Source organism: Pseudomonas sp. H1_D05, assembly GCF_054682705.1.
Map to the genome: position 1 here is coordinate 1,538,413 of NZ_CP162825.1, position 23,413 is coordinate 1,561,825.

The 23,413-nt window shown below is 61.6% G+C and carries 21 protein-coding genes and 1 other RNA gene; 11 read left to right on the top strand and 11 right to left on the bottom strand.

Annotated elements, in window-relative coordinates:
* Positions 1–25 precede the first annotated feature (25 nt).
* Positions 26–1,810: a GspE/PulE family protein gene (locus AB4O11_RS07055; RefSeq protein WP_093429764.1), complete on the top strand. Its 1,785-nt coding sequence runs from the start codon at positions 26–28 to the stop codon at positions 1,808–1,810.
* Positions 1,811–1,875: 65 nt separating this feature from the next.
* The gene (locus AB4O11_RS07060) at positions 1,876–2,196 is read left to right on the top strand and encodes a DUF2388 domain-containing protein (protein WP_171057234.1); all 321 of its coding nucleotides are present in this window, start codon (positions 1,876–1,878) and stop codon (positions 2,194–2,196) included.
* A gap of 186 nt (positions 2,197–2,382) precedes the next feature.
* Here the strand turns inward: AB4O11_RS07060 and gcvP are convergent, their stop codons facing one another.
* A complete protein-coding gene (gcvP, locus tag AB4O11_RS07065) occupies positions 2,383–5,256 on the bottom strand; it encodes an aminomethyl-transferring glycine dehydrogenase (protein WP_460089207.1) in 2,874 nt (957 codons plus the stop codon).
* 156 nt (positions 5,257–5,412) lie between these two features.
* Between gcvP and AB4O11_RS07070 the strand changes: the two genes are divergently transcribed.
* Entirely contained in the window at positions 5,413–6,555 is a 1,143-nt protein-coding gene (locus AB4O11_RS07070) for a DegT/DnrJ/EryC1/StrS family aminotransferase (protein WP_099759371.1), read from the top strand.
* Positions 6,556–6,610: 55 nt separating this feature from the next.
* On the opposite strand, the gene gcvH is transcribed toward AB4O11_RS07070, so the two are convergent.
* The 9 genes from gcvH to AB4O11_RS07115 all read right to left on the bottom strand — a co-directional run bounded on the left by gcvH (position 6,611) and on the right by AB4O11_RS07115 (position 16,092).
* Positions 6,611–6,994, bottom strand: coding sequence for a glycine cleavage system protein GcvH (gcvH, locus tag AB4O11_RS07075; RefSeq protein WP_460130382.1), 384 nt, complete (start codon positions 6,992–6,994; stop codon positions 6,611–6,613).
* Between the two features lie 50 nt (positions 6,995–7,044).
* On the bottom strand, positions 7,045–8,127 hold the full coding sequence (gene gcvT / locus AB4O11_RS07080) for a glycine cleavage system aminomethyltransferase GcvT (RefSeq protein WP_116254279.1): 1,083 nt from the start codon (positions 8,125–8,127) through the stop codon (positions 7,045–7,047).
* Between the two features lie 156 nt (positions 8,128–8,283).
* Positions 8,284–9,900, bottom strand: coding sequence for an ABC transporter permease (locus tag AB4O11_RS07085; RefSeq protein ID WP_093429761.1), 1,617 nt, complete (start codon positions 9,898–9,900; stop codon positions 8,284–8,286).
* Between the two features lie 154 nt (positions 9,901–10,054).
* Positions 10,055–11,059, bottom strand: coding sequence for an extracellular solute-binding protein (locus AB4O11_RS07090; RefSeq protein ID WP_460130383.1), 1,005 nt, complete (start codon positions 11,057–11,059; stop codon positions 10,055–10,057).
* 221 nt (positions 11,060–11,280) lie between these two features.
* A complete protein-coding gene (locus tag AB4O11_RS07095; protein WP_460131052.1) occupies positions 11,281–12,498 on the bottom strand; it encodes a 2-octaprenyl-3-methyl-6-methoxy-1,4-benzoquinol hydroxylase in 1,218 nt (405 codons plus the stop codon).
* A gap of 9 nt (positions 12,499–12,507) precedes the next feature.
* Entirely contained in the window at positions 12,508–12,993 is a 486-nt protein-coding gene (locus AB4O11_RS07100) for a DUF4442 domain-containing protein (RefSeq protein ID WP_093429758.1), read from the bottom strand.
* A complete protein-coding gene (ubiH, locus tag AB4O11_RS07105; protein ID WP_460130384.1) occupies positions 12,986–14,173 on the bottom strand; it encodes a 2-octaprenyl-6-methoxyphenyl hydroxylase in 1,188 nt (395 codons plus the stop codon). The genes AB4O11_RS07100 and ubiH overlap by 8 nt, the downstream gene beginning before the upstream one ends.
* On the bottom strand, positions 14,170–15,504 hold the full coding sequence (gene pepP, locus AB4O11_RS07110; protein ID WP_099757471.1) for a Xaa-Pro aminopeptidase: 1,335 nt from the start codon (positions 15,502–15,504) through the stop codon (positions 14,170–14,172). Before pepP ends, ubiH begins: the two co-directional genes overlap by 4 nt.
* 27 nt (positions 15,505–15,531) lie before the next feature.
* Entirely contained in the window at positions 15,532–16,092 is a 561-nt protein-coding gene (locus AB4O11_RS07115) for a YecA/YgfB family protein (RefSeq protein WP_093429755.1), read from the bottom strand.
* A gap of 125 nt (positions 16,093–16,217) precedes the next feature.
* On the opposite strand from AB4O11_RS07115, the gene AB4O11_RS07120 reads away from it, so the two are divergent.
* The 4 genes from AB4O11_RS07120 to AB4O11_RS07135 all read left to right on the top strand — a co-directional run bounded on the left by AB4O11_RS07120 (position 16,218) and on the right by AB4O11_RS07135 (position 17,635).
* Complete coding sequence (locus AB4O11_RS07120) at positions 16,218–16,427, top strand: TIGR02449 family protein (RefSeq protein ID WP_007911197.1); 210 nt, start codon at positions 16,218–16,220, stop codon at positions 16,425–16,427.
* Complete coding sequence (locus AB4O11_RS07125) at positions 16,424–16,741, top strand: cell division protein ZapA (RefSeq protein WP_093429754.1); 318 nt, start codon at positions 16,424–16,426, stop codon at positions 16,739–16,741. The genes AB4O11_RS07120 and AB4O11_RS07125 overlap by 4 nt, the downstream gene beginning before the upstream one ends.
* A 30-nt stretch (positions 16,742–16,771) precedes the next feature.
* Positions 16,772–16,950: non-coding RNA, 6S RNA (ssrS, locus tag AB4O11_RS07130), on the top strand.
* 79 nt (positions 16,951–17,029) lie between these two features.
* Positions 17,030–17,635 (top strand): 5-formyltetrahydrofolate cyclo-ligase, encoded by a 606-nt coding sequence (locus tag AB4O11_RS07135; RefSeq protein ID WP_093429753.1) that lies wholly within the window; start codon positions 17,030–17,032, stop codon positions 17,633–17,635.
* A 36-nt stretch (positions 17,636–17,671) separates the two neighbouring features.
* On the opposite strand, the gene AB4O11_RS07140 is transcribed toward AB4O11_RS07135, so the two are convergent.
* On the bottom strand, positions 17,672–17,827 hold the full coding sequence (locus AB4O11_RS07140) for a hypothetical protein (protein WP_016985917.1): 156 nt from the start codon (positions 17,825–17,827) through the stop codon (positions 17,672–17,674).
* 197 nt (positions 17,828–18,024) lie between these two features.
* Here AB4O11_RS07140 and AB4O11_RS07145 point away from each other — a divergent pair, with 197 nt between their 5' ends.
* The 4 genes from AB4O11_RS07145 (at position 18,025) to AB4O11_RS07160 (ending at position 23,405) form a co-directional block, all read left to right on the top strand.
* The gene (locus AB4O11_RS07145) at positions 18,025–18,474 is read left to right on the top strand and encodes an EVE domain-containing protein (protein ID WP_099757473.1); all 450 of its coding nucleotides are present in this window, start codon (positions 18,025–18,027) and stop codon (positions 18,472–18,474) included.
* 121 nt (positions 18,475–18,595) lie between these two features.
* A complete protein-coding gene (locus AB4O11_RS07150) occupies positions 18,596–19,561 on the top strand; it encodes an HlyD family secretion protein (protein ID WP_460089214.1) in 966 nt (321 codons plus the stop codon).
* Positions 19,558–22,287, top strand: coding sequence for a ribosome-associated ATPase/putative transporter RbbA (rbbA, locus tag AB4O11_RS07155; protein WP_460089215.1), 2,730 nt, complete (start codon positions 19,558–19,560; stop codon positions 22,285–22,287). The genes AB4O11_RS07150 and rbbA overlap by 4 nt, the downstream gene beginning before the upstream one ends.
* Positions 22,287–23,405: an ABC transporter permease gene (locus tag AB4O11_RS07160; RefSeq protein WP_460130385.1), complete on the top strand. Its 1,119-nt coding sequence runs from the start codon at positions 22,287–22,289 to the stop codon at positions 23,403–23,405. The genes rbbA and AB4O11_RS07160 overlap by 1 nt, the downstream gene beginning before the upstream one ends.
* Positions 23,406–23,413 lie beyond the last annotated feature (8 nt).

Consider the following 23,413-nt stretch of genomic DNA (forward strand, 5'->3'; position numbering starts at 1 on the left):
CACTGTCGCTCAAAAGGAAGCCCGCATGTCCGTTCAACTTGCCACTCAGGACCGCTGGCTGGAACTCAACGAGGTGCTGCGTGAACTGGTCGCCCAAGGTTTTATCGGCCAGGACGCGGCCGAGCAGGCGCTGAATGCCCGTCGTCGCCACGCCGTCCATGGCCAGATGCATCCACTGGAATTCATCGCCAGCCAGCAACTGGACGACCTCAGCCGTCCGGGCAAACACCTCGACCTGGAAAGCCTGACCCTGTGGCTGGCGCAACAGGCCGGCCAACCGTACTTGCGTATTGACCCGTTGAAGATCAACGTCGCCGCGATCACGCCGTTGATGTCCTATGCCTTTGCGCAACGGCACAAGATTCTCGCCGTGGCGGTCGACCGCGATTCGGTGACCGTGGCCAGCGCCCAGCCTTATGTCACCGGCTGGGAGGCCGATCTCACCCACGTATTGAAACTGCCGATCAAACGGGTGGTGGCCAACCCGGCGGATATCCAGCGCTTCAGCGTCGAGTTCTTCCGCTTGGCCAAATCGGTCAGCGGCGCCAGCAATGCCGATCAGCAGAGCGGTAACCTTGGCAACTTCGAACAACTGCTCAACCTCGGCGCCAGCGATCAGGAGCCGGATGCCAACGATGCGCACATCGTCAACATCGTCGACTGGCTGTTCCAGTACGCCTTCCAGCAGCGCGCCAGCGATATCCACATCGAGCCTCGGCGTGAACAAGGCACGGTGCGCTTTCGCATCGACGGCGTGCTGCACAACGTCTATCAATTCCCGCCGCAGGTGACCATGGCAATTGTCAGTCGCCTGAAAAGCCTCGGACGGATGAACGTCGCCGAGAAGCGCAAACCCCAGGACGGCCGGGTCAAGACCAAGACCCCGGACGGCGGTGAAGTGGAGCTGCGCCTTTCGACGCTGCCCACCGCGTTCGGCGAAAAAATGGTCATGCGGATTTTCGACCCGGAAGTGCTGCTCAAGGATTTCGACCAGCTGGGTTTCAGTGCCGACGATTTGCGCCGCTGGCAAGACATGACCCGCCAGCCCAACGGCATCATTCTGGTCACCGGGCCGACCGGCTCGGGCAAGACCACCACGCTGTATACCACGCTGAAAAAACTGGCGACGCCGGAGGTCAACCTCTGCACCATCGAAGACCCGATCGAGATGGTCGAGCCGGCGTTCAACCAGATGCAGGTGCAGCACAACATCGACCTGAGTTTCGCCGCCGGGGTGCGCGCGCTGATGCGGCAAGACCCGGACATCATCATGATCGGCGAGATCCGTGACCTGGAAACCGCTGAAATGGCGATTCAGGCGGCGCTCACCGGGCACCTGGTCTTGTCGACGCTGCACACCAACGACGCCCCCAGCGCGATCAGCCGTTTGCTCGAACTCGGCGTGCCGCATTACCTGATCAAGGCCACCGTGCTAGGTGTCATGGCCCAGCGCCTGGTGCGCACCTTGTGCCCGCATTGCAAAGCACCGCTGACGTTGGAGGAGGAAGACTGGCAAACCCTGACCCGCCCGTGGCAAGCGCCGCTACCGGGCAACGCACAACGCGCCATCGGTTGCGTGGAATGCCGCGATACCGGCTATCGCGGCCGCGCCGGGGTCTACGAAATCATGCAACTGAGCGACAGCCTCAAGGCGTTCATCACCCCGGACGCCGACCTCACGGCGATTCGTCGGCAGGCGTTCAAGGAAGGCATGCGCAGTTTGCGTCTGTCCGGGGCACAGAAAGTCGCAGCAGGGCTGACGACGGTGGAAGAAGTGCTGCGGGTGACGCCGCAGAGCGAGCAGAAATAAGCCGCCACGGAACCGGATCAGGGAATGGCGATCCAAGGCCCTAGTTAACCCCCTGGAGTCATCTCATCATGCGTCTCAAACTTGCTGTCGCCACTCTGGCCTTGCTGTCCCTTCCCGTTGGTTCGGCCATGGCGGACAGCTTTTGGCGTAACGTCATCTCGTCCGGTGCCACTACCGGTTCGACCTACCTGACCTTCAAGGATCACAAGCTGATCATCGCCGCACAGGACGATGCCGGCAGCTTCGTTGCCAGTGATGGCGGCATTCGCGGACCGTATCTGGAAGCGGCGATGCAGAAAGTCCGCGCCGACAATCCGGGCCTGCAGGCGACCGATATGGAATTGGCGAATGCGATCCTGGCGAAGAACGCCGTGGCTTCCGAGTAAGCCATCCGCCAACAAAAATGCCGCTCAATCGAGCGGCATTTTTTTGCCTGTCTTCTGAGCCCAACACTAAACCCTGTGGGAGCGAGCTTGCTCGCGAAGGCAATTTCACATCCGAAATATGCGGCGACTGACACGCCGTCTTCGCGAGCAAGCTCGCTCCCACAAGGACCGCATACAGTCTGAATGTCAGCGGTAATCATCCACCGGGACGCAGGCACAGAACAGGTTGCGATCGCCGTAAACGTTATCCACCCGATTCACCGCCGGCCAATACTTGTGCGCTTTGGTGTGCGCATCCGGGGTAATGCCCTGCTCGATGCTGTAGGGCCGCTCCCAAACCCCGGTGACATCCGCCAGGGTATGCGGCGCTCGTTTCAACGGGTTGTCCTCGGCCGGCCAGTTGCCGTTTTGCACTTCGGTGATTTCTGCACGAATGCTCAGCATCGCACCGATAAAACGATCCAGTTCAGCCTTGGATTCACTCTCGGTCGGCTCGACCATCAACGTGCCCGGCACCGGGAAGGACATAGTCGGCGCATGGAAGCCGTAATCCATCAGGCGCTTGGCGACGTCTTCTTCGCTGATCCCGGTCAGCGCCTTCAAGGGCCGCAGGTCGAGAATGCATTCGTGAGCGACCCGCCCGTTGCGCCCGGTGTATAACACCGGGAATGCGCCGGATAAATGCTGCGCCAGATAGTTCGCCGCCAGAATCGCCACCTCGCTGGCATCCGCCAATTGCGGGCCCATCATGGCGATGTACATCCAGCTGATCGGCAGAATGCTCGCGCTGCCCCAGGGCGCCGCGCTGACCGCGCCGTTCTGCGCCAGCGGCCCTTCAATTGGCACCACCGGGTGATTGGCGACAAACGGTGCCAGATGCGCGCGAATGCCGATCGGCCCCATGCCCGGCCCACCGCCGCCGTGAGGGATGCAGAAGGTCTTGTGCAAATTCATGTGCGACACGTCGGCGCCGATGTCCGCCGGCCGCGCCAGCCCGACCTGCGCATTGAGGTTGGCGCCGTCCATGTAGACCTGACCGCCGTACTTGTGGATAACCTCGCAGATCTCGCTGATGCCCTCCTCGTACACACCGTGGGTCGACGGATAGGTCGCCATCAGGCACGACAACTTATCCCCAGCCTCGGCGGCTTTCGCTTGCAGATCCTCCAGATCGACGTTGCCCGCCTCGTCGCACTCGACGATCACTACGCGCATCCCGGCCATTTGCGCCGAGGCCGGGTTGGTGCCATGGGCCGAGGACGGAATCAGGCAGATCTCCCGCGCCCCCTGCTGACGGCTTTCGTGGTATTTGCGGATCGCTAGTAACCCGGCGTACTCGCCCTGAGCGCCGGAGTTGGGCTGCATGCAGATCGCATCAAACCCGGTGATTGCGCACAGCCAGCGCTCCAACTCCTCGATCATCAGCGTATAACCGACCGCCTGCTCACGCGGCACGAACGGATGCAGGTTGGCGAATTGCGGCCAGGTGATCGGAATCATTTCGCTGGTGGCGTTGAGTTTCATGGTGCAGGAGCCCAGCGGGATCATCGACTGATTGAGCGCCAGATCCTTGTTTTCCAGTTGTTTGAGATAGCGCAGCATCTCGGTTTCGCTGTGATGGGCGTTGAACACCGGGTGGCGCAAGTACGGTGTGTTGCGCTGTAGGTTGTCGGGGATGCCCGAACTCAGGGCTTCAGCGTCAAGTTCATCGACGTTCAACCCATGATCGGCGCCAAGCAGGACATCGAACAGCTTGGCCACGGTACTTTCATCGCAGGTCTCATCGAGACTCAGCCCGACCCGACCGCGCCCGAGAATCCGCAGATTGATCTGTGCGGCTTGAGCGCTTTCGATGATCGCCGTTTGCGCACCGCCGACGTCCAGCGTCAGTGTGTCGAAGAACTGCGCATTGACCCGACTGATTCCTTTGCGCTCAAGCCCTGCGGCCAGAATGCAGGTCAGCCGATGCACGCGCTGGGCGATGTGTTTCAGGCCTTCCGGCCCGTGATACACCGCGTAGAAACTGGCGATGTTGGCCAGCAACACCTGAGCCGTGCAGATGTTCGAGTTGGCCTTCTCGCGGCGGATATGTTGTTCGCGGGTTTGCAGCGCCATGCGCAATGCGACGTTACCCCGAGCGTCCTTCGACACGCCGATGATCCGCCCGGGAATCGCCCGTTTGTATTCCTCGCGACTGGCAAAGAACGCCGCGTGCGGGCCGCCATAACCCATCGGCACACCGAAACGTTGGGATGAGCCGAACACCACATCGGCGCCCAACTCACCCGGCGGCGTCAGCAACAGCAGACTCAGCAGGTCCGTGGCGACGCAGGCCAGCGCTTGCTGCGCATGCAAATGGTCGATCAGCGGGCGCAGGTCACGCACCTCGCCATGGGTGTCGGGATATTGCAGCAGCGCACCGAACACTTGGTGCTGTTTGAGATTATCCACAGCATCGACGATCAATTCGAAGCCGAAACCTTCGGCGCGGGTCTGCACCACCGAAATGGTTTGTGGATGACAGTTCTCATCAATGAAGAACAGATTGCTCTTCGATTTGGCTACGCGTTTGGCCAACGCCATGGCTTCCGCCGCCGCCGTGGCCTCATCGAGCAAAGACGCGTTGGCCAGTTCCAGACCGGTGAGGTCGATGGTCAGTTGCTGGAAATTCAGCAACGCTTCGAGCCGGCCCTGGGCGATTTCCGGTTGATACGGCGTGTACGCGGTGTACCAGCCGGGATTTTCCAGGACGTTGCGCAAGATGACCGTGGGCGTGAGGGTGCCGTGATAGCCCATGCCGATGAGGCTGGTCCAGACCTGATTCTGCTCGGCGTAACCGCGCAGTCTGGCCAGCGCCGCTTGTTCGTCGAGGGCCGGCGGCAGATCCAGTGCGCGGTTAAGGCGGATGGCCGGCGGTACAGTCTGTTCGATCAGTTCGACCCGGCTGCCGAGGCCGAGGCTGTCGAGCATCGCCTGTTGTTCGGCAGCATCGGGGCCGAGGTGACGGCGCAAAAAAGCGTCGGGGTCGCGTAACTGGCTCAGGGACGGCAACTGGGACATGACGGGCTCTCTCTTGGCTGGCGCTCGGCGTCAATGCAACACGGTCAAACCAGCATAGCAGTCGATATCGTCGCGCACGGCTTGGCGGCCGAGGGCGTTCCGGGCCATGCTGTGGCGCCTGCGTCAGGCGTTCAACTCGCGGATGATCAAAGCCTCATGAGCACACTGCCGTTTCTGCCGTTTTCCAAACCTGTCATTGATGAAGCGACGATTGCCGCTGTGGGCGAAGTCTTGCGTTCCGGCTGGATCACCAGCGGGCCGAAGGTTCAGGCCTTCGAAGCACAGTTGTCGGAATATTTTGGCGGGCGCCCGGTGCGCACCTTCAATTCCGGCACCTGCACCATGGAAATCGCCTTGCGCATCGCCGGCATCGGGCCCGGAGACGAAGTGATTACCACGCCGATTTCCTGGGTGGCCACAGCCAACGTGATCCTTGAAGTCGGCGCCACACCCGTGTTTGCCGACATCGATCCGCAGACCCGCAATATCGACCTGGACCAACTGGAAGCGGCCATTACCCCACGCACCAAAGCAGTGATTCCGGTGTACCTCGCCGGTCTGCCCGTAGACATGGATCGCCTGTACGCCATCGCGCGCAAACACAATCTGCGCATCGTCGAAGACGCCGCCCAGGCGCTGGGCTCGAGCTGGAACGGCCAGCGCATCGGCGCCACCGGTGACTTCGTGTCGTTCAGTTTTCAGGCGAACAAGAACGTCACCTGCGCCGAGGGGGGTTGTCTGGTGCTGAACACACCTGAGGAAGCGCGGCTAGCGGAGAAGTACCGCTTGCAGGGCGTAACCCGCAACGGTTTCGATGGCCTGGACGTCGATGTCCTGGGCGGCAAGTTCAACATGACCGATGTCGCTGCCACGATCGGTCTGGGCCAGTTTGCTCATATCGAAGCGCTGACGGCGCATCGGCGTGAACTGGCGCGGCATTATTTCCAGTGCTTTGGCGCTGACTTTGAAGCGACCTATGGCGCCCAACTGCCGCTGGCGGATTTCACCAACAGCAACTGGCACCTGTTCCAACTGGTACTGCCGGAGCGCAAGGACGGCTTGCCTGCGCGGGCGACGTTCATGGAGCAGATGCAGGCGCATGGTATCGGGATCGGCTATCACTATCCGCCGATCCACTTGCTGAGTCTGTACCGCGAGCGCGGTTTCAACGAGGGGATGTTGCCGGTGGCCGAGCGTGTCGGGCGGCTGATCGTGTCGCTGCCGATGTTTACCGCGATGAGCAAGGAGGATGTCGAGCGCTCGGTCGCTGCGGTGAAAGCGGTGTTGCACAACGCCTGACAGACACCCATAAAAAAGCCCCGACAAGTCGGGGCTTTGCGGTGTAGCCGGGCAATTACTCGCCGATGGCAGCCTTGTAGGCAGCGGCATCCAGCAGCTTGTCCAGATCAGCTGCATTGTCTGGCTTGAGTTTGAAGATCCACGCACCGTACGGATCGGAGTTCAGCAGTTCCGGAGAAACACTCAGCTCTTCGTTGACGGCGATGACTTCACCGGCGATCGGCGAGTAAATGTCGGAAGCGGCTTTCACCGACTCAACCACACCCGCCTGATCTTCAGCGGCGAATTTGTTACCCACTTCAGTCAACTCGACGAACACCACATCGCCCAGCGCTTCCTGCGCGTGATCGCTGATGCCCACGGTGACGGTGCCGTCGGCTTCCAGACGTGCCCATTCATGACTTTCGGCAAAACGCAGTTCAGCGGGAATATTGCTCATCTTCGGTGTCCTCTGGAATTGGGTCAGCGGTCATGCCCGCCGGAAAAAGGTTAGATCAAAGTTTTGCCATGGCGTACGAAGGTCGGTTTGACCACCCGTACCGGGTACCACTTGCCACGGATTTCCACTTCGGCGCGGTCGGCAGTTGCCATCGGAACACGCGCCAAGGCAATCGATTTGCTCAGCGTAGGAGAGAAACTACCACTGGTGATCTCCCCTTCGCCAACATCGGCGATGCGAACCACTTGATGAGCGCGCAAAACACCACGTTCTTCCAGGACCAGACCAACCAGTTTGTGCGCAATGCCGGCAGCTTTTTCCGCCTCCAGCGCAGCACGGCCGATGAATTGGCGGGTGGCCGGTTCCCAGGCAATGCTCCAGGCCATGTTCGAGGCCAGTGGCGAAACGTCTTGGTGAATGTCCTGACCGTAGAGATTCATCCCGGCTTCAACCCGCAGGGTATCGCGGGCACCGAGGCCGATCGGGGAAATGCCGGCACCGACCAGATCGTTGAAGAACCCAGGCGCCTGATTGGCCGGCAGGCAGATTTCCAGGCCATCTTCACCGGTATAACCGGTACGCGCGATGAACCAGTCACCGTCGGTATAGCCTTCGAAGGGTTTGAGGTGCTGGATCAGCGTGGCGCGCGACTGGGTCACCAGTTCGGCAATCTTGTGCCGGGCCTGTGGGCCTTGGATGGCGAGCATCGCCAGCTCGGAGCGCTCGTGCAGCTGCACGTCGTAATCGCCGCGCTGCGCGTTCATCCAGGCCAGATCCTGATCGCGGGTCGAAGCGTTGAACACCAGTCGATAAGCGTCGTCGAGGCGGTAGACGATCATGTCATCGACGATGCCGCCACGCTCGTTGAGCATAGTGCTGTACAACGCACGGCCGGGGCGGTGCAGGCGGTCGACATCATTGGCCAGCAAATGCTGCAGCCAGGCCTTGGCCTGGGTGCCGGTGACATCGATCACGGTCATGTGGGAAACATCGAACACCCCGCAATCGCGGCGCACTTCGTGGTGCTCCTCGACCTGCGAGCCGTAATGCAGTGGCATGTCCCAACCGCCAAAATCGACCATCTTCGCGCCGAGGGCGAGATGCAGGTCATACAGAGGCGTACGCTGTCCCATGGGTTTCTCCTTCCGGGCGTGGCGAAGGTGCGGACAGCCGCTGTACGGGGTGAAAGCCGCGAAATAGAAGGCTTTCAGCCGATTTCAGCGAACGGGTCTGTCAGACGAACCGCACCGAATGCCGCGCATTGTAGCCGCATGATTCAGGACTGACGACTAAGTGTTTCGGTGCGCCGAGCGGCGGATCAGTCCGATGACCGGCAATAGACCGACCAGAACCAGGGTCAGCGCTGGCAAAGACGCCCTCGCCCATTCACCTTCACTGGTCATTTCAAAGATCCGCACCGCCAGCGTGTCCCAGCCAAACGGGCGCATCAGCAGGGTTGCGGGCATTTCCTTGAGCACATCGACGAACACCAGCAGCGCCGCGCTCAGCGCGCCGGGCAGCAACAGCGGCAGATACACTTTGAAAAACAGTCGCGGCCCACTGACACCCAGGCTACGTGCTGCTTCGGGCAAAGAGGGCCGTATACGCGCCAGACTGCTTTCCAGCGGCCCGTACGCCACCGCAATAAAACGCACCAGATAGGCCATCAGCAACGCCGCCAGACTGCCAAGCAGCAGCGGTTTGCCCGCGCCACCGAGCCAACCGGAGAGCGGAATCACCAGCTCGCGATCCAGATAACTGAACGCCAGCATGATCGACACCGCCAGCACCGAACCCGGCAAGGCGTAACCGAGATTGGCCAGACCAACGCCGGAGTTGATCGCGGGCGTCGGCGCCAGTCGCCGAGCGAAGGCCAGCAGCAACGCGACGCTTACGGTAATCAGCGCCGCCATGCCGCCCAGATACAAGGTGTGCAGGATCAGCCCGGCGTAGCGCTCGTCCAGATCGAAACGGCCGCGCTGCCAGAACCAGACGATCAGTTGCAGCAGCGGAATGACGAAGGCGCAGGCGAACACCAGTGCGCACCAGCTCATCGCCGCGAACGCCTTGAGCCCGCGCAAGTGATACAGGGCTTTCACCCGTGGCCGCTCGTTGCCCGCCCGATTGGCGCCACGCGCGCGACGTTCGCCGTAGAGCACCAGCATCACCACCAGCAGCAACAGACTGGCCAGCTGCGCCGCACTCGACAGGCTGAAGAAGCCGTACCAGGTCTTGTAGATGGCGGTGGTGAAGGTGTCGAAGTTGAACACCGAGACCGCGCCGAAATCCGCCAGGGTTTCCATCAGCGCCAGTGCCACGCCGGCGCCAATGGCCGGACGCGCCATCGGCAACGCCACACGCCAGAACGCTTGCCACGGCGATTGGCCAAGCACCCGCGCCGCTTCCATCAGGCCTTTGCCCTGAGCGAGGAATGCGGTGCGCGCCAACAGATAAACGTAGGGATAGAAGACCAGCACCAGCACGATGATCACCCCGCCGGTGGAGCGCACGCGCGGCAGCCGCAGGCCGCTGCCGAACCATTCGCGCAGCAGGGTCTGCACAGGGCCGGCGAAATCGAGCAGGCCGACGAAAACGAAGGCCAGCACATAGGCGGGAATGGCGAAAGGCAGCATCAGCGCCCAGTCGAGCCAGCGCCGGCCGGGGAATTCGCAGAGGCTGGTGAGCCAGGCGAGGCTGACACCCAGCAGCGTCACACCGACACCGACGCCAACGACCAGCGTCAGGGTGTTGCCCAGCAGGCGCGGCATCTGGGTTTGCCAAAGGTGCGACCAGATCTGTTGATCGATGGTTTGCCAGGAGAGCAGCAGAACGCTCAGGGGCAACAGCACCAGCGCGGCGATGGCGAAGACGATGGGATACCAGCGGCGCTGGGCGGGGTGGGCCAAGGAAACAGTCTCGTTCAAATGATTGTGCCCACGCTCTGCGTGGGCACACATCCTGTGACGCTCTGCGTCACGCTGTCGGCGGCACGACGCAGAGCGTCGATGGATGCATTCCCACGCAGAGCGTGGGAACGATCACAAGTCTATCGAAAAAGCCTCAATTCCAACCCGCCCGATCCATCATCCGGATCGCTTCAGCCTGACGCTTGCCCGCCACTTCCACCGGCAAGGTGTCAGCGACAAACTTGCCCCACGCCGCCACTTCTTCCGAAGGCGCCACCGCCGGGTTGGCCGGAAACTCCTGGTTCACGTCTGCGAAAATCTTCTGCGCCTCGGGCGTGGTCATCCATTCAACCAAAGCTTTGGCCGCTTCCGGGTGCGGCGCGTACTGGGTCAGGCCAATGCCCGACAGGTTCACGTGCACGCCACGATCGGCCTGATTCGGCCAGAACAGCTTCACCGGCAGTTCCGGCTTCTGCTTGTGCAGGCGGCCATAGTAGTAAGTGTTGACGATGCCGACATCACATTGCCCGGCGTTGATCGCTTCGAGCACCGCGACATCATCGGAGAACACGTCGGTGGAGAGGTTGTTGACCCAGCCCTTGAGGATCTTTTCAGTTTTCTCGGCGCCATGGACTTCGATCATGGTCGCGGTCAGCGACTGGTTGTAGACCTTCTTCGCCGTACGCAGGCACAGGCGCCCTTCCCAGTTCTTGTCGGCCAGTGCTTCGTAGGTGGTCAACTCGCCCGGCTTCACCCGTTCGGTGGAGTAGGCGATGGTCCGCGCGCGCAGGCTCAGGCCGGTCCAGGCGTGAGTGGACGAGCGATATTGCAGTGGAACGTTGGCGTCGATGGTTTTCGAGGTGAACGGCTGGAGGATGCCCATCTGCTCGGCCTGCCAGAGGTTGCCGGCGTCAACGGTGAGCAGCAGGTCGGCGGTGGCGTTCTCACCTTCGGCCTTGATGCGCTGCATCAGCGGCGCTTCCTTGTCGGTGATGAACTTGATCTTCACCCCGGTCTTGGCGGTGTAGGCATCGAAGACCGGTTTGATCAGCTCATCGATGCGCGACGAGTAAACCACCACCTCATCAGCGGCCTGGGCCGTTGTGCTGCCGATCAGGGTCAGGGCCAGTGCGGTCAGAAGACGCTTGGGTGCCAACATGGGAGTGGTCTCTCGGTCGGAAAATGTGGGCCAAATGATAAGGACTCACATTTACCACCTCAATCGAACTCTTTTTGAAGGAGTTACCAGATGTTGCACAGTTTGAAATTTGTGGTGTCGGTTCTGACGCCTTCGCGAGCAAGCTCGCTCCCACATTGGAATGCATTTCAAATGTGGGAGCGAGCCTGCTCGCGAAGAGGCCATCAGCCTCAATGGAGAGGTCAGGGTTTGGCGAGGGCCGGAAGATCCCCGGTCAACCCGAGGGCTTCACGCACAAACAGCGCCTTCGCCTCCGGCATCTGCTCCACCAGTTTCAACCCGGCATTGCGCAGCCACCTGACCGGCAACGGATCAGCCTGAAACAACCGCTCAAACCCTTCCATCGCCGCCATCAGCGCCAGGTTGTGCGGCATGCGCCGGCGCTCGTAACGGCTCAGCACCTTCACCTCCGCCAAGCACTCGCCACGCTCGGCCGCCTGCAACAGCACTTCGGCCAACACCGCCGCATCGAGGAAACCGAGGTTCACACCCTGCCCCGCCAACGGGTGAATGGTGTGCGCCGCATCGCCGATCAGCGCCAGCCCTTCGGCCACATAGCGCTTGGCATGGCGCTGACGCAGCGGCACGCACAGTCGCGGATCGGCACTGACGACTGCGCCGAGGCGACCTTCAAAGGCGCGCTCCAGCTCTCGGCAGAACGCCGCTTCATCCAGCGCCATCAAGCGCTCGGCTTCGCTCGGCGTGGTCGACCAGACGATCGAACACCAATCCTGCTGCCCGTCACGCTCAAGCGGCAGAAACGCCAAAGGCCCGTGATCGGTAAAGCGCTGCCACGCGGTCATCTGGTGCGACTTGCTGCTGCGCACGCTGGTGACGATGGCGTGGTGCATGTAATCCCACTCGCGCGTGGCCATCCCGGTGAGGCGGCGAACGGCCGAGTTGGCACCGTCAGCGGCGATCACCAATGGCGCGCGCAACTGACGACCGTCAGCCAGCGTCAGCAACCAGTCATCGCCCGAGCGGCGCATCTGTTCCAGCCGCGCATTAGCGAGCATGCCCAGATCGCAATCGTGCAAACGGTCGAGCAAGGCGTCCTGCACCACACGGTTTTCGACGATATGACCCAGCACCTCGGCGTGCACACTGCTCGCCGAGAAATGGATCTGCCCGGTGCCGCTGCCGTCCCAGACGTGCATGTCGGTGTACGGGCTGCTGCGGCGCATGGCGATGCCGTCCCACACGCCGAGGCGTTCGAGGATGCGTTGGCTGGCAGCCGACAGCGCGCTCACACGCGGTTCAAATGCCGCGTCGGCATCGAACGGCTTGACGCTCAGCGGGCTGCCATCGAGCAGCAGGACTTCCAGCCCGCTGTCCTGCAACGCCAACGCCAGGGCGCTGCCGACCATTCCGGCTCCGACAATCAGCAGATCTGCGCGCATTTCCATGCTTTAAGCCTGTCTCGCTTGCGGCTTGAGCCGCACGTAAAGGGTTTTACCGACCCGCGCCACCAGATTGCCGGCGCCGTCATGAATGTCGACCTGCAACTGCGGCAGGTATTTCTCGCCATTGGCGGTTTGCCGGCGAATCTCGGCGAGCAAGGTCTCGTCGATATTGAAGCGGGCGAACACCGGGCCTTTGCCCGGCGCAATGAAATCGATATCGGCAGCCTTGTCCCAGACAATGTACTTCGAGCCGAGGTTTTCCATGAGCATCAGCATGAAAAACGGGTCGACCATCGAATACAGGCTGCCGCCGAACTGGGTGCCGACGTAGTTGCGGTTGTACCAGCCAAGGCCCATCGACACTTGAATGTCGCGGAAGTCATCGCTGATGTGCCGAACCCGCACGCCAGCACCGAGGTACGGCGGGTAGAACGTCATCACCCAGCGCATCAACCGCGCCTTGCCGAATTTAGCGGTCAACCACTTAAGCATCCGGACGCGTTCCCAAACCCATGGCCTGACGGGCAAACCAGCGCTTGGCCGGTGGCAGCAGATCGAGACCGAGCAAACCGATGTTGCGGCCCAGCGACACCAATGGCTGCGTGCTGCCGAACAGCCGCGTGACCTGATCGGAGAAACCGACGGTAAGGTCCTGATCCAGACGCTGACGCTCGCGATACGCCTGCAACGTGGCGAAGTCGCCCAGCGGCTTACCGCTGGCCAGCAACGCAGCGGCCAAGGCATCGGCGTCACGCAGCGACAGGTTGAAACCCTGCCCGGCTATCGGGTGCAGGCTGTGCGCCGCGTTGCCGAGTACAGCCAGATGCGAGCGCACCTGCTCTTCGGCCTCGACCAACGTCAGCGGATACAAATGCCGTGCGCCAACCTGTTTCAACGTGCCGAGGCGATAACCGAATACGCCCTGCAATTCGCTGAGGAAATCACGCTCGCTCAAATCGGCCAGACGCTGCGCGTCCATGCCCAAACGGGTCCAGACCAGAGCACAGCGGTTTTCCGGCAGCGGCAGCAAGGCCATCGGCCCTTCGTCGGTGAAACGCTCAAAGGCCATGCCGTTGTGCGCTTCGCTCGGGGTGATGTTGGCGATCAGTGCGCTCTGGTTGTACGGACGCTTGCGCACGTTAATGCCTAGCTGCTCGCGCAGACCGGAGCGACCGCCATCGGCGAGCACCGCGAGGTCGCATTCAAGGGTGGTTTCATCATTGAGGGTCAGGCGATAGCCATCGGGCAGCGGTTCCATGCGTGTGACCTCCGCCGGGCAACGCCAACTGATCACGTCTTTGTCGATGTGCTGCCACAGGCACTGGCCGAGCCAGGCATTTTCCACCACGTAACCGAGCGCTGGTACGCCCTCTTCCATCGCCGAAAGACGCGCGGTGGAGAAGCGGCCACGGTCAGAAACATGAATCTGTTTGATCGGCTCGGCGCGACGGGAGATTTCCTGCCACACGCCCAGCCGTTGATAAATCTGCCGCGAGCCGAAGGACAGCGCCGACGAACGTGCGTCGTAACTCGGCTGCCAGCTGTCGCCTGGTGCAAACGGTTCGATCAGGACGATCTTCCAGCCACGCGCCTTGGCCCCGGCCTGCAAGGCCAACGCCAGACTGGCGCCGACCAGACCGCCACCGATGATTGCCAGATTGACTCGACTCATGCCGCGTGGGTCCTTGCTTGCGCCATCAGCGCTTCGATTTCAGCGACGGTTTTCGGCACGCCGCTGGTGAGGATTTCACAACCTGTTTTGGTCACGACCACGTCGTCCTCGATACGTACACCAATGCCGCGCCATTTTTTCGCGACGTTCTGATTGTCCGGGGCGATGTAGATGCCCGGCTCTACGGTCAGCGCCATGCCGACCTCGAGCACTCGCCATTCGCCGCCGACCTTGTACTCACCAACGTCATGCACATCCATGCCCAGCCAGTGACCGGCGCGGTGCATGTAAAAGGCTTTATAGGCTTCGCTGGCGATCAACTCGTCGACCTCACCATGCAGCAATCCCAGTTTCACCAGCCCCGTGGTAATCACTCGAACCGTGGCTTCGTGCGCCTGATTCCAGTGCTTGTTCGGGGCGATTTCGGCGAACGCGGCTTCCTGCGAGGCCAGCACCAACTCATAGATCGCTTTCTGCTCGGGCGAAAACTTGCCGTTGACCGGCCAGGTGCGGGTGATGTCGCTGGCGTAGCAGTCAATCTCGCAACCGGCATCGATCAACACCAGGTCGCCGTCCTTGAGCAGCGCGTCATTCTGCTGGTAATGCAGGATGCAGCTGTTGCGTCCGGCGGCGACGATCGAGCCGTAGGCCGGCATCTTCGCCCCGCCCTTGCGGAACTCGTAGTCGAGTTCGGCTTCGAGGCTGTACTCGTAGAGCCCGGCCCGACTGGCCTGCATCGCACGGATGTGGGCTTGCGCCGAGATCCGTGCGGCTTCGCGCATCACCTTCACTTCTGCCGCCGATTTATACAGACGCATGTCGTGGAGCAGATGATCCAGGGCAACGAATTCGTTCGGCGGCTGGGCGCCGAGGTGCGCCTTGGAGCGGATCACATTGATCCAGTCCATCAGGTGACGGTCGAATTCAGGGTTGCTGCCCATCGCCGAATACACCCGGTCGCGGCCTTCGATCAGGCCCGGGAGGATGTCGTCGATGTCGGTAATAGGGAAAGCGTCATCGGCACCGAAGTCGCGGATCGCGCCCTCTTGCCCGGCGCGCAAACCGTCCCACAATTCGCGTTCGGCGTTGCGCTCACGGCAGAACAGCACGTATTCGCCATGCTCACGGCCGGGCATCAAAACGATGACAGCCTGCGGCTCGGGAAAACCGCTGAGGTACTGGAAATCGCTGTCCTGACGGTAGACGTGCTCGACGTCGCGGTTGCGAATGGCGACCGCGGCGGCGGGCAGGATCGCGATGCTGTTGGGTTCCATCTGCGCCATCAGGGCCTTGCGGCGACGGCTGTATTCCGCTTTCGGGATATGGATCATGGGCAGATGGCTTTCCCTGGCACGCGATTAATGCAGCGACGGCTTGGCGGCTGGCGGCACGTCGGCTTTCTTGGTTTCCGAGAACAGCAGCAGCGGCGCGACGCGCAGATACTCCATGACTTCCATGTAGTCGGTTTCGCCGTCTTCGGATTCTTCGAGAGCATCCTGCACTTGGGAAATGGCGGCCAGATCCTGCAGCACTTCGGTGGCTTCAGTGCTGAGCATGCTGCTGTCGCGGCAGTTCAGGCCGAAACCGCTGAGGAAGCCCTGGCACCATTGGCCCAGTGCAGCGGCGCGGTCAGCCAGCGGTGCGTCATCGGTCGGCAGCAGCAGAACGACAGTGACGTCGTCGCCGGTCAGCTCGCCTTTGACCATCTCTTGCAGGCCGATCAAGGCGTTGCGGACATTGTCCTGCGGTTCGCTTTCGAGCAACTCGGCAGCATCGATCAGCCACTCTTCGGCATTGAAGCCGGCACCGGCGCAACTACGGCCAAGCAGCAGGCCATGCAGTTCGGCAGGCGAGACGTTGTGGCCGCTGGAAGTCAGCAGGGTGGCAAAGGCTTGGTACGGGGAATTCGCATTGGTCATGGGCAGCTAGGCGCCAGACGGCGCTATGTCTAGAATGAAGGCCTTGTATCCTACATCGACAGACTCGCCAAGACTATTAAAGGCTGTCCGCCAGCTACCTCCCATCAGACGAACACGTGGACACAATGGAAGACACCGACCTGCAAGCGCTGATGGCCAGACTCGAACTGTTGATTGGCCGAGTCGAGCAACTAAAGAGTCAAAATGCACTCTTACTAGCTCAGGAAAAGACCTGGCGCGAGGAACGCGCTCACCTCATTGAAAAAAACGAAATCGCCCGGCGTAAGGTCGAATCGATGATTTCGCGCCTCAAGGCCCTGGAGCAAGACTCATGAGTTCAAGCAATAGCGTCACCGTGCAGATCCTCGATAAAGAATATTCGATCATCTGCCCGCAGGAAGAACGCAGCAATCTGGTCAGTGCCGCGCGCTATCTGGATGGCAAGATGCGTGAGATCCGCAGCAGCGGCAAAGTCATCGGTGCCGACCGTATCGCCGTGATGGCCGCGCTGAACATCACCCACGACCTCTTGCACAAAGAAGAGCGTCCGGACATCCAGGCCAGCGGTTCGACCCGTGAACAGGTACGTGACTTGCTCGATCGTGTCGATCTGGTCCTCGCCGACGATCAGAACACCAGCAAGGGCTGATTCAACTGGCCGCTTGCGGTATACTCGCGGCACTCCCTGGGGTGCTTGCCAGTTGACGATGTCCCTGAGCCGATTCGCACTACCCTGGAAGTTGCACGTTGGGCTGGTGTGCATGTCCGCTAGACGGAAAGCCTTAAAGTCTACTGCATCTTCCACCTTGAACTTTCGGGTTCAAGGGCTAAGTTGACAGCGGTTCATCCGGGGAGCCTGATTCGAATCCGATGTCGGTGAAAACCGCCATCGGATTTTTTATGCGTACGTTTTCGTCCAACCTGCCGAAGCCGAACCATGACCGAACCCGCGCTGCTGCCCCGCCCGCAACTCCGCCGCCTGCTGCGCAAGGCGCGCCGTGCGCTGACCAAGAGCGAACAACGCCAGGCTGCCAAGGGCCTGTACCGGCAACTGGCACAAGACCCGCACTTTCGCCGGGCCAGACATATCTCTTTGTATTTGCCCACCGATGGTGAAATCGATCCGCGCCTTCTGCTGCGCGAAGCCCAACGTCGGGGTAAATCGACTTATCTGCCGGTGCTCAGCGCCTGGCCACGCACCAAGATGGTTTTCCAACGCATTCGTCCCGGCGAGAAACTTAAACCCAATCGCTTCCGCATTCTCGAGCCGCGAGCCAATCTGGCACAGCAACGCAAGGTCTGGGCACTGGATCTGGTGTTATTGCCGTTGGTAGGGTTTGACGATGTCGGCGGGCGACTGGGGATGGGCGGCGGTTTCTATGATCGCAGCCTGGCGTATCTGGCTCGGCGAAAAAGCTGGCGCAAGCCGACGCTGCTGGGCCTGGCCCATGAATGTCAGAAGGTCGAACGCTTGGCGCAGGCAAGCTGGGATGTACCGTTACAAGGCACGGTCAGCGACAAGGCTTGGTATTTCGCGGGATAGGACGCCGCGCAGATCAGCGGCGTCGAGAAAGCCGTTTCAGCGCTTGAAGGCTGTCGACTGTTGCACCTGTTGCGCGACTTCAATCGGCGCGTCGGCCTTGTTCGACCACAAGCTCTGCGCATAACCAGTGGTCACGACGCCCAAGCCAAACAAAATTACCAAAGTCCATAGTAGATCCGGTTTGCGTTTCATCGATTGCCCCCCTCAAGGCACATCATCACGATGACAGCAGCGGTTTCCGTTCGTAGGCCGTGCAGCAGCGTCAAGCTTTAAAGGCCGGCATTTTGCGACAACGTGAACCTGCGCGCAAACGCTGACGTCAACCGACTGTCGGTTTGTCATAAAATTGCCCGACAACCTGCCCAATGACCGTTTCAGGAGCAAAAACCATGGCCTATTGGCTGATGAAGTCCGAGCCCGACGAACTCTCTATCAAAGGTCTGGAAAAGCTCGGCACAGCGCGCTGGGACGGAGTTCGCAACTATCAGGCGCGTAACTTCCTGCGCTCGATGGCCGTGGGTGACGAGTTCTTTTTCTACCATTCCAGCTGCCCGGAGCCGGGGATTGCCGGTATCGGGAAAATTATTCAGGCGGCGTACCCGGATCCCACCGCACTGGAGCCGGAAAGCCACTACTTCGACCCGAAGGCTACTCCAGAGAAGAATGCCTGGAGTGCGATTGATGTTGCGCACGTCGAGACGTTTGCCCGGGTATTGAAGCTGGATTATCTGAAGCAGCAGACCGCGCTGGCCGAGATGCCGTTGGTGCAGAAGGGCTCGCGGTTGTCGGTCATGCCCGTGACGGCCGAACAGTGGGCCGCCGTGCTCGGCTTGCGCTGAGAACTGCCCGGTCACGGTTATTAGCCGAAAAAGGGGCTAGGCTTGGCGCTCGGTTGACTGACATCAAGCGACTGGAACGCTTGAGCAGTCAGACTGCACGCCACAGCCGCAGGATGCCCCCATGTCGACGCACAGCCGCTCTTCACTTTTATACGCCGGGTCGCTTCTGGTGTTACTCGCCGCCGCCGGCGGGCTCGGTTACTGGATGTCGATCAGCAGCCGTCTGGTCGAAGGGCTGTCGATGGGCAACGGGCGGCTGGAAGCCACCGAAGTGCAGATCGCCAGCAAGACACCCGGACGCCTGGCCGAGGTGCTGGTCGATGAAGGCGACAAGGTCAACAAGGGCCAACTGCTCGCGCGCATGGATACCCGAACCCTCGAAGCCCAGCGCACTCAAGCCGAAGCCGAAGTCTTGCGCGCCCGGGAAAACCTCAACGCCGCCGAGGCCAATGTGCAATTGCGCCAGAGTGAATTGCTACTGGCCCAGCAGGAACTGGGGCGTTCGCAATCGCTGTTCAAGCACGGTTTCGTCAGCGCCCAGGTTATCGATCAATTGCAGTCGCGTATCGGCACCGGCAATGCTGCCGTGACGGCGGCCCGCGCCCAAGTGTCGGCGGTCGCTGCAGCGATCGGCGCGGCGCAGGCACAGGTCGCTCAACTGACCAGCGAAATCGACGACAGCAGCCTGCGCGCGCCGATTGATGGGGTGATCCAGTTGCGCATGGCCGAACCCGGCGAAGTGCTGGGGGCCGGTGGCCGCGTCCTGCTGTTGATTGATCCCAACGATCAGTACATGAACCTCTACCTGTCTGCCTCGGTGGCCGGGCGTCTGGCCGTAGGCGATGAAGCCCGGGTGCTGCTCGATGCCCTGCCCGACAAACCCTTGCCGGCGAAGATCAGTTTCGTCGCCGGCAAATCGCAGTTCACCCCCAAAGAGGTCGAGACCCGTGACGAGCGGCAAAAACTGGTGTTCCGCGTCAAGCTGCGCCTGATCCAACCCAGCGCCGTGCCGCAAGCCAAGCCCGGCATGCCCGGCGCCGGTTATGTGCGCATCGCGCCGATTGCCTGGCCGGCCAATTTGCAATGAATAGCCTCGCGGTTCAGGCGAACGCGATCGCGCACCGTTACGGCAAACAGCAAGCGCTGAGCGCTATCACCTTCAGCCTGCCCGCCGGCACCCGTTGCGGGCTGATCGGCCCCGATGGTGCGGGCAAGTCCAGCCTGCTCGGGCTGATCGCCGGCGTGAAGGCCTTGCAGCAAGGGCAACTGGACGTCCTCGGCGGGCAAATCCAGCAGCGCCGCCACCGCGACACGCTGTATGCGCGCATCGCCTTCATGCCCCAGGGATTGGGCGGCAACCTCTATCCCGAGCTGTCGATCCGCGAAAACATCCAGTTCTTTGCCACGCTGTTCGGCCTGTCGAAAGCCGACAGCGAGCAACGCATGCACAATCTGCTGCTCGCCACCGACCTGCTGAAGTTCGCCGAGCGCCCCGCCGGCAAGTTGTCCGGCGGCATGAAACAGAAGCTGGGCCTGTGCTGCGCGCTGATCCATGAACCGGATCTGTTGATTCTCGATGAGCCGACCACCGGCGTCGACCCGCTCTCACGCCGACGCTTCTGGGAGCTGATCGACGATGTACGGCGCGAGCGCCCGCAACTGACCCTGCTGGTTGCCACCGCGTATATGGAAGAAGCCGAACAGTTCGAGCATTGCCTGATGCTCGACAACGGCCAATTGATTGCCACCGGTCTGAGCCGCGAGTTGGCAGCCGTCACCCCCAGCGGCAAACTCGATGAAGCCTTCACACACTTCCAGGGCGACAGTCATCACGACGCTCAGCCGTTGGTCATTCCGCCGCGTACTGGCGGTACCACAGACATTGCCATCGAAGCCCACGACCTGACGCTGCGCTTCGGCGACTTCACTGCGGTGGATCACGTCAGCTTCGCCATCGGTCGCGGCGAGATTTTCGGTTTTCTCGGCTCCAACGGCTGCGGCAAGACCACAACCATGAAAGTCCTGACCGGGCTGATGCCGGCCAGCGAAGGCAGCGCGACACTGCTGGGCAATCCGGTGGACGCCAAGGATCTGGCCACGCGCAAGCGGGTCGGCTTCATGTCCCAGAGCTTTTCGCTGTATGGCGAACTCAGCGTGCGGCAGAACCTTGAGCTGCACGCCCGTCTGTTCGACTTGCCCAAGGCCGAAAGCGCGCAACGCATCGACGCATTGATTCAGCGCTTCAACCTGCTCAGCGTCGCCGATCAGCCGTCCGGTGCCCTGCCTCTCGGGCTGCGTCAACGCCTGTCGCTGGCGGTCGCGGTGTTGCATCGTCCGGAAGTGCTGATCCTCGATGAGCCGACCTCCGGCGTCGACCCGGCAGCCCGTGATGACTTCTGGCGACTGCTGATCGAACTGTCCCGCGAGCAAGGCGTGACGATTTTTCTCTCCACCCACTTCATGAACGAAGCCCAGCGCTGCGACCGCATTTCGCTGATGCACGCCGGCAGAGTCCTCGCTTGCGACACCCCGGCAGCGCTGCAGCGTCAGTTTGCCGGAGAGACGCTGGAAGCCGCTTTCGTGACGTGTCTGGAACAGGCCCAAGGCAATACCCCATCGCCTCCCGCGAGTGAATCGCCGACAGCGCCTTCAGCGCCAGCCGCCGCGCCGCCAGACCAGCAACGCGGTTTCAGCCTCGGTCGCCTGCTGGCCGTGGCCAGTCGCGAAGGCAAGGAGCTGCTGCGCGACAAAGTGCGCATGGCTTTTGCGCTGGCGGGGGCGATTTTCATGATGGTGATTTTCGGCTACGGAATTTCCCTCGACGTAGAGAACCTCGCGTTCGCCGTTTACGATCAGGATCAAACCCCGCAGAGCCGAACCTATCTGGAAGCCTTTCGCGGCTCGCGCTACTTCGATGAGCGGCCGGCCATCCACGACGCTCAAGAGCTGCACCGCCGCCTGCAACGCTCGGAAATCAAACTGGCGCTGGAAATCCCGCCCGGCTTTGGCCGCGACCTGTACGCCGGACGCCAGCCTGCGGTGGCGGCGTGGCTGGACGGCGGCATGCCGTTTCGCGCCGAGACCAGCCGCAATTATGTCGAAGCCGTGCACCTGGCCAACCTGCAGCAGTTGGCCGAACAGAGCAGCCCCGCCATCAGCCACCAAGCGGGTGCCAGCCTGGAAACGCGCTTTCGCTACAACCAGGATGTGGTCAGCGTCAACGCTATTGGCCCCGGGGTCATGGCGCTGATTCTGGCGTTCATTCCGGCGATGCTCACCGCACTCGGCATCGTGCGCGAAAAAGAACTCGGCTCGATCACCAACTTCTACGCCACGCCCCTGACCCGCCTGGAGTTTCTGCTGGGCAAACAGGCGCCATACCTGCTGGTCAGTCTGGTCAATCTCGCGCTGCTGGTGGCGATGAACCGCTGGCTGTTTGGCGTGCCGTTCAAGGGCAGCCTGCTGACGCTGGCGTTTGGCGGCCTGCTGTATGTGCTGGCGACCACCAGCATGGGCCTGCTGATCTCGGCGTTCACCCGCACGCAAATCGCCGCGATCCTCGGCACCATGATCATTACCAGCCTGCCGACCATCCAGTTCTCCGGACTGATCGTGCCGCGTTCTTCACTGGAAGGAGCGGCTGCGGTGATGGGCATGCTGTTTCCGGCAGGACACTTTCTCGACATTGCCGTGGGGACGTTCACCAAAGCGCTGGACCTGCGGCAGCTGTGGCCGCAGTGCCTGGCGCTGTTCGGGTTCTTTGTCGGGTTCACCGGGCTGAGCCTGATCATGCTGAAAAAGCAGGAGGCCTGATGCACAAGTTCGCGCACATCCTGCGCCTGGGGCTCAAGGAACTGACCAGCCTGCGCCACGACAGCGTGTTGCTGCTGTTCCTGTTCTACGCCTTCACCGTGGCGATCTACATGCCTGCCGCCGGCTCGGTGATCGGCGTGCACAACGCCAGCGTGGCGATCGTCGACGAAGACCACAGCGCCCTCTCGCGCCAGTTGGCCCAGGCCCTGCAACCGCCGGAATTCCAGACGCCAGTGTTGCTCCCCTACCCGCAACTGGACCAGGTCATGGACAGCGGCCAGTACACTTTCGTGATCAACATTCCGGCGGGGTTTCAAACCGATCTACTGGCGGCGCGGCAACCGGCCATTCAGGTCAACGTCGATGCCACCGCGATGAGCCAGGCGTTCATGGGCGCTGGCTACATCAGCCGGATTTTCCAGCGCGAGCTGCAGGCCTTTGGCGACCAGGACGATGCCGCGAGCAAAACGCCGATTCAACTGACCACCCGCGCGCTGTTCAACACCAACCTGGAGGGTGGCTGGTTTCTGGCGGTGATTCAGATCGTCAACAACATCACTATTCTGGCAATCATCCTCACGGGCACGGCGCTACTGCGCGAACGCGAACACGGCACGCTTGACCATTTGCTGGTGCTGCCGCTGACGGCGCTGGAAATCATGCTGGCGAAAATCTGGAGCAACCTGCTGGTGGTGGTGCTGTGCACCTGGCTGTCGCTGGAGGTGGTGGTCAAAGGCGCACTCGGCGCGCCGCTGTCGGGCTCGATGAGCCTGTTTTTGCTGGTGACTGCGGTTTACCTGTTTGCCAGTACCGCGTTGGGGATCTTTCTGGCGACACTCGCACGTTCGACGCCGCAGTTCGGCTTACTGGCGATTCCGGTGATCATCCCGATGTTGCTGCTGTCGGGTGGCAGCACGCCACTGGACAGCATGCCGCAATGGCTGCAGTGGGTCATGCAGGGCTCGCCGTCCACGCACTTTGTCAGCCTCAGCGCCGCGATTCTGTTTCGCGACGCCGGGCTGAGCGTGGTCTGGCCGGACTTGCTGGCGCTGACGGCCATCGGCCTGCTGTTCTTCGTCATTGCGCTGGCGCGCTTTCGCAAAAGCCTGGCGTCCTGAACAGCAGC